The 17666-nt window shown below is 29.2% G+C and carries 17 protein-coding genes; 16 read left to right on the top strand and 1 reads right to left on the bottom strand.

Features of this window, described 5'->3' with window-relative positions; translation table 11 throughout:
- Positions 1-312: 312 nt before the first annotated feature.
- The 16 genes from KKC53_00750 (at position 313) to KKC53_00675 (ending at position 16801) form a co-directional block, all read left to right on the top strand.
- The gene (locus KKC53_00750; GenBank protein ID MBU2597703.1) at positions 313-1215 is read left to right on the top strand and encodes a tyrosine recombinase XerC; all 903 of its coding nucleotides are present in this window, start codon (positions 313-315) and stop codon (positions 1213-1215) included.
- Between the two features lie 204 nt (positions 1216-1419).
- Positions 1420-2448, top strand: a complete 1029-nt coding sequence (gene rpsB / locus KKC53_00745) for a 30S ribosomal protein S2 (protein ID MBU2597702.1) — start codon at positions 1420-1422, stop codon at positions 2446-2448.
- A gap of 2 nt (positions 2449-2450) precedes the next feature.
- Entirely contained in the window at positions 2451-3050 is a 600-nt protein-coding gene (tsf, locus tag KKC53_00740) for a translation elongation factor Ts (protein MBU2597701.1), read from the top strand.
- 163 nt (positions 3051-3213) lie between these two features.
- Complete coding sequence (pyrH, locus tag KKC53_00735) at positions 3214-3987, top strand: UMP kinase (protein MBU2597700.1); 774 nt, start codon at positions 3214-3216, stop codon at positions 3985-3987.
- A 193-nt stretch (positions 3988-4180) separates the two neighbouring features.
- Entirely contained in the window at positions 4181-4738 is a 558-nt protein-coding gene (frr, locus tag KKC53_00730; protein MBU2597699.1) for a ribosome recycling factor, read from the top strand.
- A gap of 55 nt (positions 4739-4793) precedes the next feature.
- Complete coding sequence (locus tag KKC53_00725) at positions 4794-5588, top strand: isoprenyl transferase (protein ID MBU2597698.1); 795 nt, start codon at positions 4794-4796, stop codon at positions 5586-5588.
- A gap of 1 nt (position 5589) precedes the next feature.
- Complete coding sequence (locus tag KKC53_00720) at positions 5590-6444, top strand: phosphatidate cytidylyltransferase (GenBank protein MBU2597697.1); 855 nt, start codon at positions 5590-5592, stop codon at positions 6442-6444.
- A gap of 150 nt (positions 6445-6594) precedes the next feature.
- The gene (gene dxr / locus KKC53_00715) at positions 6595-7881 is read left to right on the top strand and encodes a 1-deoxy-D-xylulose-5-phosphate reductoisomerase (GenBank protein MBU2597696.1); all 1287 of its coding nucleotides are present in this window, start codon (positions 6595-6597) and stop codon (positions 7879-7881) included.
- A 57-nt stretch (positions 7882-7938) separates the two neighbouring features.
- Entirely contained in the window at positions 7939-9000 is a 1062-nt protein-coding gene (locus KKC53_00710) for a M50 family metallopeptidase (GenBank protein MBU2597695.1), read from the top strand.
- A 45-nt stretch (positions 9001-9045) separates the two neighbouring features.
- Positions 9046-10092 carry a flavodoxin-dependent (E)-4-hydroxy-3-methylbut-2-enyl-diphosphate synthase gene (gene ispG / locus KKC53_00705; GenBank protein ID MBU2597694.1) on the top strand — a complete coding sequence of 349 codons (1047 nt, stop codon included), beginning with the start codon at positions 9046-9048 and terminating at the stop codon, positions 10090-10092.
- A gap of 144 nt (positions 10093-10236) precedes the next feature.
- A complete protein-coding gene (gene proS, locus KKC53_00700) occupies positions 10237-11496 on the top strand; it encodes a proline--tRNA ligase (GenBank protein ID MBU2597693.1) in 1260 nt (419 codons plus the stop codon).
- 422 nt (positions 11497-11918) lie between these two features.
- The gene (plsY, locus tag KKC53_00695) at positions 11919-12554 is read left to right on the top strand and encodes a glycerol-3-phosphate 1-O-acyltransferase PlsY (protein MBU2597692.1); all 636 of its coding nucleotides are present in this window, start codon (positions 11919-11921) and stop codon (positions 12552-12554) included.
- 352 nt (positions 12555-12906) lie between these two features.
- A complete protein-coding gene (nusA, locus tag KKC53_00690) occupies positions 12907-14091 on the top strand; it encodes a transcription termination factor NusA (protein ID MBU2597691.1) in 1185 nt (394 codons plus the stop codon).
- Positions 14092-14215: 124 nt separating this feature from the next.
- Entirely contained in the window at positions 14216-14518 is a 303-nt protein-coding gene (locus KKC53_00685; GenBank protein ID MBU2597690.1) for a YlxR family protein, read from the top strand.
- A gap of 52 nt (positions 14519-14570) precedes the next feature.
- A complete protein-coding gene (infB, locus tag KKC53_00680) occupies positions 14571-16409 on the top strand; it encodes a translation initiation factor IF-2 (GenBank protein MBU2597689.1) in 1839 nt (612 codons plus the stop codon).
- Positions 16410-16510: 101 nt separating this feature from the next.
- Complete coding sequence (locus KKC53_00675) at positions 16511-16801, top strand: DUF503 domain-containing protein (protein ID MBU2597688.1); 291 nt, start codon at positions 16511-16513, stop codon at positions 16799-16801.
- 120 nt (positions 16802-16921) lie between these two features.
- Here the strand turns inward: KKC53_00675 and KKC53_00670 are convergent, their stop codons facing one another.
- Positions 16922-17467: an O-acetyl-ADP-ribose deacetylase gene (locus KKC53_00670; GenBank protein MBU2597687.1), complete on the bottom strand. Its 546-nt coding sequence runs from the start codon at positions 17465-17467 to the stop codon at positions 16922-16924.
- Positions 17468-17666 lie beyond the last annotated feature (199 nt).

Here is a 17666-nt window from a genome sequence, read left to right as displayed (position 1 = left end):
TAAAATAATAAAATAAAGTAAGAATAAAGTCATTTAAGCGGATAAAAATAATAATAGCAAATTTTTCAGAAAGAGGTAAAAATAGGGAGGCTTTAAATGAAAAGCCTCCCTATTTATTCTATGATGCATTTTTAATAATGTTGTTAAAAAAAAATAAAGATATTATTATATATATGAACTCTTTTATTTTTAATTAATTTTTAAGGATAATGGCAACTCAAAGTAATTATTTAAATCTTCAAATAGCCAGAGAACTATATTTATAGTTAATATTTTTTTAAAATTTTATTATTGATACTATCTAATTATAAAATGGAAAACGAACTAAAAAAATACATCACATATTTAGAGGGAGAGAGAAATCTTAGTCCAAGAACAATAGTTGAATATAAGAAAGACTTGAATAGATTTTTAGACTATGCGAAAAGAGCTAAGAAAAAAACTGTTTATGAAATAGACATGAAATTCTTAAGGAGATATTTATCATATCTACGTACTTTAAGATATTCATCTTCAACAATTTCAAGAAAAATAAGTTCTGTTAGAGGATTTTTTTCCTTTTTAGAGATGATGGATATAATTAAAAAAGATCCTTCGCAATTTATACCAACTATTAAGAAAGAAAGAAGATTGCCAAGCTATCTTAAGCAAGATGAGATGTTAGATTTACTCAAGTCACCAATACTTTTGGATATTCTGGGAAAAAGGGATAAAGCAATATTTGAAACTTTCTATTCAACAGGTATAAGAGTTTCTGAATTAGTGGGTTTGACAATAGAAAGTGTGGATTTAGAACAGGGAAAAATTAAGGTTATGGGTAAGGGAAGAAGGGAAAGAATTGCTTTATTAAATCAAAATGCAAAAGAAGTTATTGAAAATTATTTAAAGGAATCACGCTTAGAGCTACTAAGAAATGATAAAAAAACTCATGGTATCTCAAATGCTTTATTTTTAAACAAAAATGGACGAAAGTTAACATCAAGGGGAGTTAGAAAGATAGTTGAGAGATACATTAAGAAGTTAGGAATAATAAAAAAGATAAGCCCCCATTCCTTAAGACATAGTTTTGCAACTCATATGTTGGAAGCAGGAGCGGATTTAAGAGTTGTTCAGGAGCTGTTGGGACATTTAACTATTTCTACAACACAGATTTATACTCATATAACAAAAGGTAAATTAAAAGAAGTATATAAAAAAACTCACCCAAGAGCCTAAAGTATATTTGCTCTTGTTATTACTTTATGTTAAACTATGCGTTTGAAAATTCAAAGACTAATATAGAATATAATCAAGTGATAAAACATTTTTTTTGTTATAATATATGATTAAAAAACACACGCCTATAAAAAATCCCCTTTGGGTCATTTATATGTTCGGGGATAAGGCGGAGGAAAAACCCAAGATAGGAGGTAAAAGAAATTGAGTGTAGTAACTATGAAACAATTACTTGAGGCTGGAGTTCACTTTGGTCACCAATCAAGAAGGTGGAATCCTAAAATGAAGAAGTACATATTTATGGAGAGAAGTGGGATTCACATCATTGATCTTCAACAGACTATGGAGTTATTAGAAGCAGCTTATAAATACGCGAAGGAAATAACAAGTCAGGGCAAGATTATTCTTTTTGTTGGCACAAAAAAACAGATTCAAGAAGTAACATCTAATCATGCGAAAAGATGTGACACACCATATGTAAATCATAGATGGATAGGTGGAACAATAACCAATTTTACATCTATTAAGAGCAGGATTGAGAAATTAAAGGAGCTTGAACAATTAGTTGAAAGTGAATCATTTAAGAAATTTAATAAAAAAGAAGCATCAAGAATAAATCATAAATTAGTTAGATTAAAGAAGTTATTTGATGGAATAAGGGACTTGGAAAGAATCCCTGATGTTTTATTTATTATAGATCCAGAAAAAGAGATTAATGCATTAAAAGAAGCCAGTAAAATGGAAATTCCTATTATTGCAGTTATTGATACCAATTGTGACCCAGATTTAATAGATTATATAATTCCTGGAAATGATGATGCTATAAGAGCCGGAGATTTATTAACAAGTGTAATTGCAGATGCTATAATAGCTGGAAAAGTGGAGATTGCTCCTCCAGTTGAGCTTTATGAGGAAGAAGAGATTGAGGAAGAGGTAGAAGTTATTGAACTTAAGAAGAAACCTGAGAAAAAAGCTGAAGATAAGCTAAAAGAAAAACATAAGGAAAAGCTTACTAAAAAGACTAAAGAAGAAGTTTTAGTAAAAGAGAAGATGGAGGAAAAGGAAGAAGAAATTGAGGAGAAAGTAAAAACTGTCGAATCTAAAAAAGAACTTAAAGAAGAGCTTAAAGGAAAGTCGATTAAAAAATCTGCAGAAAAATCTAAGAAAAAGTCTGGGAAGAAGCCTAAAAAGAAAATTAAAGAAAAACCAGTTGAAGATGATAAAGAGGAATGAGAATGGGCAAAGTATCAGTGAATGAAATAAAGCAACTTAGAGAAATAACTGGTTTAGGAGTAATGGAGTGTAAAAAAGCTCTATCAGAGTCTGATGGTGATATGGAAAAAGCAAAAAAAATATTAAAGAAAAAGGGTATGAAAATTGCTGAGAAGAAATCTTCAAGAGTTACACGGGAAGGTGTGATAGATAGTTACATCCATTATAATAGTAAATTAGGGGCAATGGTTGAGGTAAATTGTGAGACAGATTTTGTTTCAAAAAATGAAAACTTTTTAAAACTTGTTCATGATATTGCAATGCATGTAGCAGCAGCAAACCCTTTATATATTGATAGAAATAAAATTTCTGAGGAAATTATTAATGAAAAGAAGAAAAGCTTTTTTTTAGAAGCAATTGAGGCTGGAAAACCAAAAGATATTGCTGAAAAAATAGCTGAGCAGAAGATGGAAGAATTCTTTAATAATAATTGTATTTTGGAACAGAATTTTATTAAAAATGAGGAAATTACTGTTAAAGAACTAATAAATGAAGCAATAGCAAGAATGGGTGAAAATATCGAAATAAATAGGTTTGTAAGATTTGCATTTGGTGAAGATTAAAAAAATAATCATTATTTAAAAAAAATTATAATTTAAAAATATTAGAAGATTTGGGCAAAGTTTCTCGACTAAAATGTCTTCGAAACCATGCCACAAATCCATATTCAAATAGAGCTTAAATTTAAAAAATTTTTAATATTAAATAAAAAACCGAAAGTATTTTATGAATGAAGAAAAAACTAAAATTACAAAAAAATCAATAAGGTATAAAAGAGTTCTAATAAAACTTGGAGGAGAAGCATTTTCAAGCGAAGGTTTAAATATTGATCCTAAAGTAGTAGATGAAATAGCATCTCATATTATAAAAATCACTAAGGAAGGGGTTGAAGTAGCAGTAACAGTTGGAGGAGGGAATATCTTCAGAGGTGGATCAGCAGCAAAAAGAGGTATGGAAAGGGTAACAGCAGATAATATTGGCATGTTAGCTACAGTAATGAATGGTATTGCTCTTCAGGATTCATTGGAAAGATTAGGGGCTGAAACAAGAGTTTTAAGCGCAATAGAAATGAAGGAAATTGCTGAACCCTATATTAGAAGAAGAGCTTTAAGACATTTAGAAAAGGGAAGAGTTGTAATATTTTGTGCTGGAACTGGAAGCCCATATTTTACAACGGACACAGCTGCTGTAATAAAAGCAAAAGAGATAGATGCAGATTTAATTATGAAAGCTACTAAAGTGGATGGTGTTTATGATAGAGATCCAATGATTTATAAAGATGCTAAGATGTTTGATGAAATAACTTATCTTGAAGCAATAAATAAGGGAGTAGGAATCATAGATACAACAGCACTTTCATATTGTATGGATTACGATATGCCTATAGCTATTTTCAATCTAAATCCAAAGGGAAATATGTTACGAATTATACGAGGTGAGAGGATAGGTACTTTAGTAGATATTAAAGAAAAAAATCAAACCTCTAAGGATAATAAATAATTATTATTATTTTATTAAATATAACAATTCAAAAATATTTGAATTGTTGAAAGAGTTTTTTATTTAATATTCAGATACTAAAAATATTTATGGTAATTACCTTATTCTATATTAAATTTATATAATTTTTTCAAATTTTAAATACAGGTATGTAATTTCACACAAAAAACATCTATCTTTGGAGGTTATTTAAATGATCGATGATGTACTTATAGATGCTGAACATAGAATGAAAGGTGCAATTAAAACCATTAAACAGGAATTTTCTACAGTAAGAACAGGAAGGGCTTCAGTTTCATTACTTGATAAAGTAACTATTGATTATTATGGAGTTGAAACACCACTAAATCAATTGGCTAGTTTATCCGCTCCAGACCCAAGACTTATTATAATTTCACCATATGATCCTACAATTTTAGAAGATGTTGAAAAAGCTATATATCAATCTAAATTAGGACTGACTCCTTTCAACGATGGAAAAATTATAAAATTAGGAGTGCCTGAGCTAACAGAGGAGAGGAGAAAGGATTTAGTAAAATTAGTTAAAGAATCTTCTGAAGAGGGGAAAATGGCTATTAGAAATGTTCGAAAAAAAACTAAAGAAGCTCTTAAAAAACATGAGGAAGATGGAGAAATAACAGAAGATCAGTATTATAAAGCTCTCGATAAACTTCAAGAATTGATTGAATATTATAATGAGAAAATTGAGAAACTGCTTGATAAAAAAGAAAAAGATATAATGGAAATCTAAATTGTTTAATATTAGAAAATATTTTCAATAAACAGAAGCTTATTTGGGAAATATAATGACATATAAATCTAAATTCATCCTAAAATTGTCCTCTTTACTTTCAAATTTCCCCAATCTTCAAACTAAACTTCTTATTAATAGTTTAGATAAAAATAATATTCCAAATCATGTAGCAATAGTAATGGACGGTAATGGTAGATGGGCAAAAAAGTGGGGGTTACCTAGAAGCAAAGGTCACATAGAGGGAACAAAATCAATAAAAAGAGTTTTAGAAATAGCATATGACCTGAACATAAAATATATAACACTCTTTGCGTTTTCACAAGAAAATTGGGATAGATCTAAACAAGAGGTTGATGGTATTTTAAAAATAATTAGAAAAAGTCTTCATGATGAATTAAATCAGCTTAATGAAAAGGGTATAAAAATATCTATAATTGGGAATTTTGAAAGAGTAGCAGAGGATATAATAGAGACGATAAAAAATGTTCAAAAAACCACAAAAAGTAATGAAAAGATGAATGTTTGTATAGCATTTAGTTATGGTGGAAGGGAAGAGATAGCCCAAGCAGCTAAAAATTTAGCTAAGGATGTATTAGAAGGAAAAATGGAAATCCGTGATATAGAAGAAAGCATTTTTAGAAATTATCTATATACGAAGGATATTCCAGATCCAGATCTTTTAATTAGAACCAGTGGTGAAATAAGAATAAGTAATTTTTTATTGTGGCAGATGGCTTATACAGAATTTGTATTTACTCCGGTTTTATGGCCAGATTTTAATAAGTATCACTTTCTCAGAGCAATTCTTGAATATCAAGTGAGAGAAAGAAGATTTGGTTTAGTTTAACATGAATAAAAGAAGATCAAAATACAAAGAAAGAACTATAACTGGTCTTATATATGTTTTAATCGTCTTATTTTCATTATTTTATGACCCCTTAAAGAATTCATTACCATTTTTTTTATTTACCTTCATACTCACAATCTTAGGAAATTACGAATTCTATCACATAACTGAAAATGTAGGTAATAGACCTTATATAACTATAGGTCTCATTCTTTCAGTAATACTCTCTATAGGAATTTATATTTTTGGAATTGATTTCTTCTCATTTATACTCCCACTTTCAGTTATTATTATTTTGGTCACTTCATTTTTAATAAAATTTGAGGATAGAAATGCTATAGATTCATTTATAACTTTAGCAGGACTTTATTACTTTCCGCTCATTAATTTGGGTGTGTTAATACATAAAATGGAAAGTGGTAAATTTTTATTGCTTTTAATATTTTTAGGAACATGGGCTTATGATACATTTGCATATTTAATTGGGTCAAAGTTTGGAAAAGTGAAATTAGCTCCACAAATAAGCCCATTAAAAACAGTCGAAGGGTTGGTTGGAGGTTTTATTGGAGTCTTTGTTGCTATTTTGTTAATAGGAGGACTATTAAACTTTATTTTAAACGGTACTTGGGGATATGATATATTCAATTTACCTTTAAATCTACTTTTAATATATGGTTTATTCATATCCATTTTTGCACAACTTGGAGATTTATCAGAATCGTATATTAAAAGGAAGTTTTTTATTAAGGATTCAGGTTCTATATTTCCTGGTCACGGTGGAGTCTTAGATAGATGTGACAGCTTACTTTTTACCATCATTATGTCTTACTGGTTTTTTAAATTCTTCATCACTTAATTTCTTATTCTTAACAAAACCATCCACAATCTCTATTATTGACAATACCACCTATAAGCCCTATTATTTTTTAGATATAACCTATTTTAATGTAAAATAATTCATTGATAAATATTTACAATAATATTAACTATAAAAGATCTGAATATTATGGTTTCATTAGAAATAAGAAGCACTAAGAAGGAAAAATTAAAAGCAAAAAAAAGAGTGGCAATACTGGGTTCTACAGGTTCAGTGGGAAAACAAGCTGTAGAAGTTGTAGAAAATCTAAAAGATGAGATAGAAGTAGTTGCACTATCTGCAAACAGAAACATTCAAGAATTAGAAAATCAAATATTGAAATTTAATCCTGAAGCAGTATGGGTAACTGATAAAAAAAGTGCGGAAAAACTGAGGAATAATTTAAAAGAACTACCTAAGAAAATAACTGAAAAGTTAAATAAGGAAAAGCGAAGAAATAAAGTTTCTTATAACCATGAAAAGATAAATAAAATTAAAATATTTTCTGAAGAAGAAGGAGTTAAGAAACTGTTTTTAGAAGTTCCTATTGATTTAGTTTTAAATGCAATTGTTGGATTCGGTGGACTTGTACCAACAATATTATCTTTAGAGATGGGAATAGATATAGCACTTGCAAATAAGGAAAGTTTAGTGTTAGCTGGTGATCTTGTTATGGGTATAAAAAAGATTAAAGGTGTGAAAATAATTCCTGTAGATAGTGAACATAGTGCGATATTTCAATGTTTTCTTGGAAGGAAAAAAGAAGATATAGATAAAATAATTCTTACTGCATCAGGAGGTCCATTTTTTAGAAATAAACCTGATGAACTTGGAGATGTTACGGTAGAGCAAGCAATTTCTCATCCAAGGTGGAAGATGGGTAAGAAAATATCAGTTGATTCAGCAACTTTAATGAACAAAGGATTTGAGGTAATTGAGGCTTACTACTTATTTAGTATAGAACCACACAAAATAAAAGTTATAATTCATCCTGAGGCAATAGTTCATTCCATGGTTCAATTTAAAGATAGCTCAATAATTGCCCAACTTGGACCAACAGATATGAAAATTCCAATACAGTATGCGATAACATATCCTAAGATGTTTAAATCCCAAGTAGAAGAGCTCAATTTAGCTCAACTGGGAAAGCTTACTTTTTTTGAACCAGATATAAAAGCATTTCCTGCATTAAAGCTTACTTATTTTGCTTTAGAGTTAAAAAAGAAATATCCAACTGTTATGGCAATTGCAGATGAAATAGCAGTTGAAGCTTTTTTAGAGGGAAAAATAAAATTTACAGATATTACAAAGATTATTGAAAAAGTAATGAATAAATTTGAGGGTTGTACAGATCCTCATTTAGAAGCATATTTTCAAGCAATAAATTGGGCAAAAGATACAACAAATAGAATTATTGATAAAATATATAAAAAATAAAAAATAATCTGAACTATAAAATATTAAAAATTTATATAAAATAGGATAATTTATAAGATGAATTCAGCATTTTTAAGCTATATAAAAGCAATAATAGCATTCTCTTTAATAATAATGGTTCATGAGTTTGGTCATTTCATTGTTGGAAAACTCAGTAATATTGAGGTAATAGAAGCAGCTATTGGCTTTGGTCCGAAATTACTCAAAACAAAAATAAAAGATACCGTATATGCAATATGTGGCATTCCTGTTGGAGGTTATGTAAAATTTCTTGGTCAGGATCCACTCGAAGATATACCCATAGAAAAAAGGGAGGTTGCATTTCAATTTAAACCCTTAAAACAGAGATTTTTAACAGTTATTGCTGGTCCACTTTTAAACTATATAACAGCTATTTTGCTTTTGTTAATAACAATAAGCATGGGAATATACTTTGGAACTACTCAAATAGAAGAGGTTATGGCTGATACACCTGCTCAAAGAGCTGGATTTTTAGTAGGAGATAAAATTATAAAAATAGATGGAAAGGAAATATCAACCTGGGATGATATAACTGAAATAATACATAAACATCCCGAAGATAAAGTTGAATTTCAAGTTGAAAGAGATGAAAAAGTTATTAAATTATATCCAACTTTAACTGAAAGAGAAGGTATAGGATTTTTAGGAATAGCACCAGCTGTAGAGAAAAGAAGAGTTCCTTTTTTTAAGGCTTTAATGATGGCTATAGAATCAGCAATTAAGATTTCTTATTTTTTCTTTGCAGCTATTCTAATGCTAATAACGGGAAAAATCCCAATTAAATATGCTCGACCACTCAGCCCAATTGGAGCAATTAGAATAATGGCTCAAACAGATATAACCTACGGAATTCAGAGTTTTTTAAATCTACTTGGATATATATCAGTTATAATAGCTATTGGAAATCTTCTTCCCATACTTCCACTTGATGGGGGTCATATATTATTTATGATTATTGAAAAAATAAGAGGTAAAAAAGTCAATCCGAAGGTTATGATAGCGGTTACTAATATTGGTATGATAATTATGATAGCAATAATTATATTTGCCTTTTATCTTGATATATTTAATCCAATAGATATTTTCAACCTAAAATAATCCAATTCATATTATTCATCTTTTAAAAAGGAATTTTGATTAAAAATGGCTATTTATACAAGAAGAATAAATGTTGGCGATATACCAATAGGGAAAGGTGCACTAATCTCAGTTCAAACGATGACAAAAACAAAAACTACAGACTTTGAAGCTACAATCAATCAGATAAAAGAAGTAGCAGAAGCAGGGTGTGACATTATAAGAATTTCAATTCCTGACAACGAGTCACTAAAAGCCTTTAAGAAAATCAAAACCATTTCACCAATTCCTATAGTTGCAGATATTCATTTTAATTATAAACTTGCAATAGGAGCTATTTTAGCTGGAGCGGATTGCATCAGGATAAATCCTGGAAATATAGGAGGGAAAGAAAGAATAATCAAAATAGCTGATGCATCTAAAAAAGCAAATATCCCTATAAGGGTGGGAGTTAATGTTGGTTCAATAAAGAAAGAAACATTAGATAAATTTAAAGGTAATATTGTGGATTCATTAGTAGCAAGTGCATTAGAAACAGTAGATATCCTGGAAAAATCTGGTTTTTATAAGATAAAAATTTCAGCAAAAGCTTCAAATGTAACAGAAACAGTTTTAACTTATCGAAAACTCTCAAAATTAACAGATTATCCTCTGCATATAGGAATAACAGAAGCAGGTCCACTTGAGCTTGGAACTATAAAATCATCTATAGCAGTAGGAAGCTTACTTTTAGATGATATTGGAGATACAATAAGAATTTCTCTTACCGCAAGTCCAGTTGAAGAAGTAATTGTTGGAAGAAATATACTGAAATCATTAGGACTTTTAAAAGAAGGAATTGATATAATATCATGTCCGACTTGTGCTCGCTGTGATATTGATTTAATAAAATTAGTAAAAGAATTTGAAAAAAGAACAAAAGATATTAAAAAGTATTTAAAGGTTGCTATAATGGGGTGTGTTGTAAATGGACCTGGAGAGGCAACACAAGCTGATATAGGTATAGCAGCAGGAAAGGGTGAAGGAGTACTATTTAAAAAGGGAGTAGTGATAAAGAAGATATATGAAAAAAACCTTCTTACTGAGTTAATTACTGAAATAGAAAAATTTTAAAATATTGATAGTTGGTAATCTAATATTTATAATTTAATTTCAAATAATTATAGATAGTGATTATAAATATTGAAATCAATTCATAACTTAAATAATTTTTTAAAAATATTTTTATTTAAAAAGATATAAATAGAAAGGTAAAAATTGAGATTATCAAAATATTTTCTACCAACAACTCGAAAAGTACCATCAGATGCTAAAGTTCCAAGTCATATTTTATCTATAAGAGCGGGATTAATTCGTCAAGTTTCTCGCGGAGTGTATAATATATTGCCATTTGGTTACAGAATAGTTAAAAGAATTGAAGAGATAATAAGAGATGAAATGGATAAAATAGGAGCACAAGAAATTTTAATGCCTGTAATTCAACCTGCAGAATTATGGCAGGAAACAGGAAGATGGTCTGAATATGGTCTTGAGCTAATGAGACTTAAAGATAGACTTGGAAGAGAGATGTGTTTAGGGCCTACTCATGAAGAATTAATAACAGAACTAATAAGAAAAGAAGTCCATTCTTATAAACAACTACCAATAAACCTATATCAAATACAGGTGAAATTCAGAGATGAAATAAGACCACGCTTTGGCCTTTTAAGAGGAAGAGAGTTCATTATGAAAGATGCTTATAGTTTTCATGCTACCTGGGAGGATTTAGATAAAACATATGAAAATGTAAAAAAAGCATACTCTAACATCATAGAAAAATGTGGACTTGATTACAGAATAGTTGAAGCAGAAAGTGGGATTATTGGAGGAAAAGTGAACCATGAATTTATGATATTAGCAGAAACAGGTGAAGAGGAAATATTTTACTGCACAAACTGTGATTTTGCAGTAAAGGAAGATTTAGCACCTATAAAAGTAGAAGATAAATGTTCTAATTGCAAATCGGATTTAATCAAAAGTAAAGCAATAGAAGTCGGACATATATTTAAACTTGGAACAAAATATAGTGATTCAATGCAAGCTTATTTTCTGAACGAAGAGGGAAATCAGAAACCATTTATTATGGGATGTTATGGCTTTGGAGTAACTAGATTGTTATCAGCAGCAATTGAACAAAGACATTATGAGAATCAAATAACCTGGCCAATACAGATTTCCCCATTTAAATTTCATATGCTTTTGATAAATCCTCACAAAGAAAAATTAAAACAAATAGCAGAAGAACTATACCAATACTTATTAAAAAATAACATTGAAGTTCTATATGATGATAGGGAAATAAGTGCTGGAATAAAATTCAATGATGCTGATTTAATAGGAATTCCTATTATTGGAGTAGTAGGTAATGAAATTTTAAAAACAAATAAAATAGAAATAAAAAATAAAATTAAAAGCAAAGAAGATCTGATTTTAAAAGAAGAACTATTAAATTATATAATCACTGAATCTAACATTTAATAATAGAAAGTAAAAGCAAGGTATTAATTATAATGTGTAAGGAGTTATTCCTTGGCTTTATTTTTTTTATATTAACTGGATTATTATTCTATTATTTGTGGTTGTATTTAAAGCCACTAAGACAACTTCTTATTTTTCTTATTTTTACTTTAATTTATTTTCTACCATCTATAATCAATTCATTTTTTAAAAAAAAACCAAAACTTCTTTGTTGGAATAACAACATTGGCGAACCTGAACTCTTGAAATTATATTCAAAAAAATTTATAAACAGCACTTTTAAAATAACAAAATGTTAAAAAATTTTTCTTATACTGAATCTATATTATTATTTTATTCGTCTATTTTTTACAGAACTTTTAATAAAAAATCCTATTTTAAAATATTTAATTTAGAAAGGAAAACAATTGAATTTCTATTATATTCTAATAATTTTAATCAGTTATTTATATGGATCTATTCCTTTTAGTTTAATTATACCTAAGATTTTCTATAGTATAGATCCGAGAAAATATGGTAGTGGTAATTTAGGAGCTTCTAATGTTTTAAGAACAGCAGGAGTAGTTGCTGGAGTAATTTGCTATATTATTGATTTTTCCAAAGGATTATTAGGTGCAGGTCTTCCAATAATCTTATCTAATCTAAGATATATCAAAGAAAATCATTGGTTAATTGTTTTGGGAGCATTAGCTGCAATTATAGGACATTGTTGGCCCATATATTTAAGATTTAAGGGTGGAAAAGGTGTGGCAACTTCTATGGGTGCTATTCTTATGATAAGTCCCAAGATATTTTTGTTTTTTATATTAATCTATTTAATTGTCTTGTTTATCTATAGATATACTTCACTTGCAGGTTTAGTTTCTTTTGGACTACTACCTATAATTGGATATTTAACAAAATGTTTCTTTTCAAATAGGATTGGAGTTCTTCAATTTTTGTTTTTTTCCATAATTACTGCAATTATTATAATTTGGAGACATCATGGTAATATAAAAAGACTTTTAAGTAAAACTGAAAGAAGGTTGGGAGAGAAGGTTAAGGTAGGGAATAAGTAATAAATTTTATAGTAATCTTGTAATTCAATTTTAATGCTGGGAAGTCCCCCTGCGAAAATTATGAGTGGTTCACTTTTTTAATTGATTATTATATTAATTTAATAAGAATATTAATTAGAATTAAAAATAGATTTTTTAATTAGCTATTATTGAGATAGCTATTTTTTTATGTTATAATTTTTTCGATTAATATTTAAACTTTAGCCTGAAAGTGGGCAAAAGCCCACTTTTTTTAATATTTGAGTAAATTTTTTTTAAATAATATTTTTAAAATCAAATTCTTAATAAAATTAGAAGTTATAAATTTTAATAGTATTTATAGGTATTTTAGAAAATATAAAGGTGAATATATATGAGTTATGAACTGATTGAAGCTTTAAAACAGATAGAGAGAGAAAAAGGTATTGCTTTTGAAACTATATTGGAGAATCTTGAGGCTGCTTTATTATCAGCTTATAGGAAAAAATATGGTTCAAATAGAAATGTCAGAATTGAAATTGATAGAAAAATTGGAACCATAGGGATATTTAAATTAATTGAGGGAGAGGATGAAGAGAACAAAAAGGAGGAGATAGTAGCTACCCCCTCAGATTTTGGCAGGATTACAGCTCAAACAGTAAAGCATGTCTTAAATCAAAGACTTAGAGAAGTTGGTAGAGAGATAATGTATAAGGAATTTAAAAATATGGTAGGAGAAGTTATGACTGGAATCATCCGTCAGACAGACCAGAGATTTACATTGGTTGATTTAGGTAAGGTAGAAGCCCTGTTTCCTCAGGGAGAACAAATTCCAGGAGAAAAATATGGATTGGGTGATAGGATAAAATGCTTCATTGTTGATGTGAAAAAAACTACTAAAGGTCCACAAGTTATTGTATCAAGAACTCATCCTAATTTGATAAAAAGATTATTTGAACTTGAGGTTCCAGAAATCTCCGATGGAATTGTAGAAATAAATAGAGTTGCAAGAGAACCAGGAAATAGGTCAAAAATTGCAGTTTCATCAAATGATAATAATATTGATCCTGTCGGTGCTTGTGTTGGTCAAAGAGGTTCGAGAGTAAGAATGGTGGTAGATGAGCTCGGTGGAGAGAGGATAGACATTGTTAAATATAGTGATAATATGGGGGAATTTGTTAAAAATGTTCTTAGTCCTTCCAAGGTTAGCGATGTTTTTACAAATGAGGAGGAAAAAATAGCTTTTGTTATTGTTCCAGATGATCAGGTTTCTTTAGCAATTGGTAAAGATGGTCACAATGCAAAACTTGCTGCTAGGATGACTAATTGGAAAATAGATATTAAAAGTGAGACTCAATGGGCAGAAGAGAAAATGAAGGAACTCGAGGAGAAAAAGGAGGAAGAAGAAAAAGCTAAAGTAAAAACCAAAAAGAAAATTAAAAAGGGAAAAGAAAAAAAGGTAAAGCGATGTAAAGCTATATTAAAAAGTGGAAAAAGATGTACCAATTTGGCTAAGCCAGATAGTAATTATTGTGGACTACCAGCTCATAAAAAACTTGATACCAAAAAAGAAAATTAACTATTGGAATAAACTCTTTTTTTATGAATTAAAATAGTTTTAATTATATTAAATATATTGGATAGTCTTAAGTATATTTTAAAAATTTAAGATATTCTTTTTAGGGTAAAATAAAATTTTATTTATGATAAAAAAGAAAACTATAGGTAAGAGAAAAAAGATTATTAGAAGAACATGTACAGGATGTGGTCAAGTTAAAGAAAAAAGTGAAATGTTAAGAGTTGTTAAGACCCCAGAAGGAGATATAAAATACGATTTAAAGGGAAAAGTTTCAGGAAGAGGCGCATATGTGTGTTATGATATAAATTGTGTTGAAATGGCATTTAAGAAAAAGAGATTATCTAAGACATTAAAGACAGATGTTTCAACTAATTTAAAAGATGATACTATTTCTTTAATTTCTAATTTGAAAGAAAAAATACATTAAAAGATAAATAATTAAAATATAAATAATAAATATATATTTAAGGTAAAAGTTTATGGTAAAAGATAAAAATCCTAGAAAAACAGATTATGATAAGAAGAATCCTGCTAAAAAGGACTCTGACAAGGAGATTAAAAAAACCGGAGAAAAGATTAAAATAAAAACTATTAAATTAACTCCTGGTATAACTTTGAAGGATTTTGCCAATGAAGTTAATCGCTCTACTTCAAGTCTAATAAAGTTTCTTTTAGGTAAGGGTAAAGCTATTAGCATAAATCAATCATTGGATATAGATACCATAGAGATTTTAGCTGAAGAGTTAAGATTAAATATAAAACTTCCTATTAAAAAGAAAGAAAAGCTTGCTTTTAGAAGAATTTCAAGAGATTTAAGGCCAAGACCTCCAGTAGTAACTATAATGGGACATGTAGATCATGGAAAAACAAAACTACTTGATGCAATTAGAGAAACTCATGTGATGGAATCGGAAGCTGGAGGAATTACTCAACATATTGGAGCTTACCAGGTTGATTATAAGAAAAATAAGATAACCTTTATTGATACACCAGGACATGAAGCATTTACATCTATGAGAGCAAGAGGAACTCAGGTAACCGATATTGCAGTTATAGTAATTGCTGCAGATGATGGAGTTATGCCTCAGACTATAGAAGCTATTGATCATGCAAAAGCAGCCAAAGTTCCAATGCTTGTCGCTATAAATAAAATTGATCTTCCAACAGCAAATGTTGATAAGTTAAAAAGACAATTACAGGAAATAGGTCTTGTACCAGAAGAGTGGGGAGGAGATTTAGTAACAGTTGAAGTTTCAGCTAAGATGAAGACAAACTTAGATGAACTCTTAGAGATGATATTACTAATTTCAGAAATTCAGGGACTAAAAGCTGATATTAAATGTGAAGCCAGTGGAACTGTAATTGAGGCTCAATTAGATGGGAGAAGAGGTCCTGTAGCAACAATAATAATTGAGAGTGGAATATTAAAGGTTGGAGATGCTATTGTTGTTGGAACATCATCGGGAAAAGTAAGAGCAATAATAACTGATAAGGGAAAAAATGTAGAATCCGCTTTACCTTCTCAACCTGTGGAAATTTTAGGTTTATCTAAACTTCCTCAAGCAGGAGATGAGTTTTTTGTAGTAGAGAATGGGAGAGTTGCCAAGCAGATTGTTCAAGAAAGAATTCTTCAGTTAGAATCTGCTAAATTGACACCAACAAGACATATTACTTTAGAAGATATTGCAAAAAGAATTGAAGAAGGGAAGATTCAGGAACTAAAATTAATATTAAAAGGAGATGTTCAAGGTTCATTAGAAGCGGTTAGTGGAGCACTTTCTGCAATAACCGAAAAGGAAGTTAAGATAAATATTATCCATGAAGGTGTTGGTGATATTTCAGAGACGGATGTGTTATTAGCTGCAGCATCAGATGCTATAATTATAGGTTTTAATGTTAAACTTTCTCCTGGGGCTAAAGAGATGGCTGAGCAGGAAAAAGTTGATGTGAGAACTTATGAAATTATTTATAAAGTGATAGATGATGTTCAAGCAGCACTAAAAGGGCTTCTTGCTCCAAAGAAAGTAGAAGTTGATAAAGGAACTATTGAGGTAAGACAAATATTTCAGATTCCGAAGATTGGTAAAATTGCTGGCTGTTTTGCATTAGATGGTGAAGTTAGCAGGAACTATCTTGTAAGAATTAAAAGGGGTGGTGAGATTATACACAAAGGAAAGATAATTTCACTTAAAAGATTTAAAGAAGATGTTAGAAAAGTTGTAGCTGGATTTGAATGTGGAATTGCAATAGAAGGATTTCAGGATATTGAAAAAGGAGATATTTTTGAAGTCTATTCAATAGAAGAAAAAGCCCTGTAAAAATAAATTTTTATAAAAAATTTAAAAATTTTATTTTCATTATTTTCATTATTATTTATTAATTATTTTTATTTTTATCACTTCTTACTATTTCCACAAAAATGATAATTGCAATTGTAGAAGTAGATTTATTTTTACCTTACTGTCATAGCCTAAAAGAAAAGAGGAGTATAATAAAAAGCCTAATAGATTCTTTAGGTAAAAAAAATAACATATCTATAAAAGAGATTAACTATAAGGATTTGTGGCAAAGGTCACTGCTTGGAATAACAAGTATTTGTGATAATACAGATTCAGCTAAAAAGTTTTTGGATATGATAAAAAACAAAATTTATGAAAAAGAAGGTACTCAAATTATAAAATTTAACTCCTCAATTCACTTAACCGAATAAACTTCGTGAGCAAGTGAATGAAAAAGCTTTTGTGAAAGTTGGGAGATAGTTTATTCAGCGGAAATATTAGAAAAACTATCATAAAAAAGGATAATAATAAGAAATATTATAATTTTTATTCTAACTTAGCAGATTTTCTAATACTTCTTTGTGTATATTAAAATCTCTTTCTGAATACAGCACGAATCTTACAATGTTTGGTTTTTTATTATTTCTTAGGAAATTCATTATTGTATTAAAGGCAATTTCTGCTGCTTCTCTCTTAGGATATCCAAAAGCACCTGTACTCAAAGCTGGAAAGGAAATGCTTTTAAGATCTTTCTCTTTTGCTAATTTTAAACTATTTTCATAACTTGCTTTAAGTAGAATGGGATCATCATCTGAGCTGGAATATACAGGGCCAACAGTATGAATCACATAAGGTGCAGGTAGGTTATAACCTTTTGTGATTTTAGCCTCTCCTGTTCTGCAACCGTCCAATTTTTTACACTCCTTCCAAAGTTCATAACCAGCAGCTCTATGTATAGCTCCAGCGACCCCACCACCTGGAGCAAGTCTTGAATTAGCTGCATTTACAATTGAATCAGTTTTTTGAGCAGTAATATCACCTTTTACAAGTTCTAAAACATTGTCATTTATTTTTATTACTATTCCATTTTCATTCATTTTTTACCTCCATTATAGCTTTTTCTAATTTTTATATAATTAATATATCTCATTTGCTTTCAAATTTTCAACAATGTGACGCTCCACAGGACAAGCCCTGTGGCTTCTGCTTAGTTCACTAAGCATTCTTTTTCTTGCTTCACTGTCGAAACTACTGTTTCAACTCCACAAGCGTTAATTCCCGAACGTCCTTCGGTAT

The sequence above is a fragment of the Actinomycetota bacterium genome (assembly GCA_018830725.1).
Classification (GTDB): Bacteria; Actinomycetota; Humimicrobiia; order JAHJRV01; family JAHJRV01; genus JAHJRV01.
Note: the sequence above shows the minus strand (reverse complement) of the source record. Positions and strands in the feature narration are given on the sequence as shown.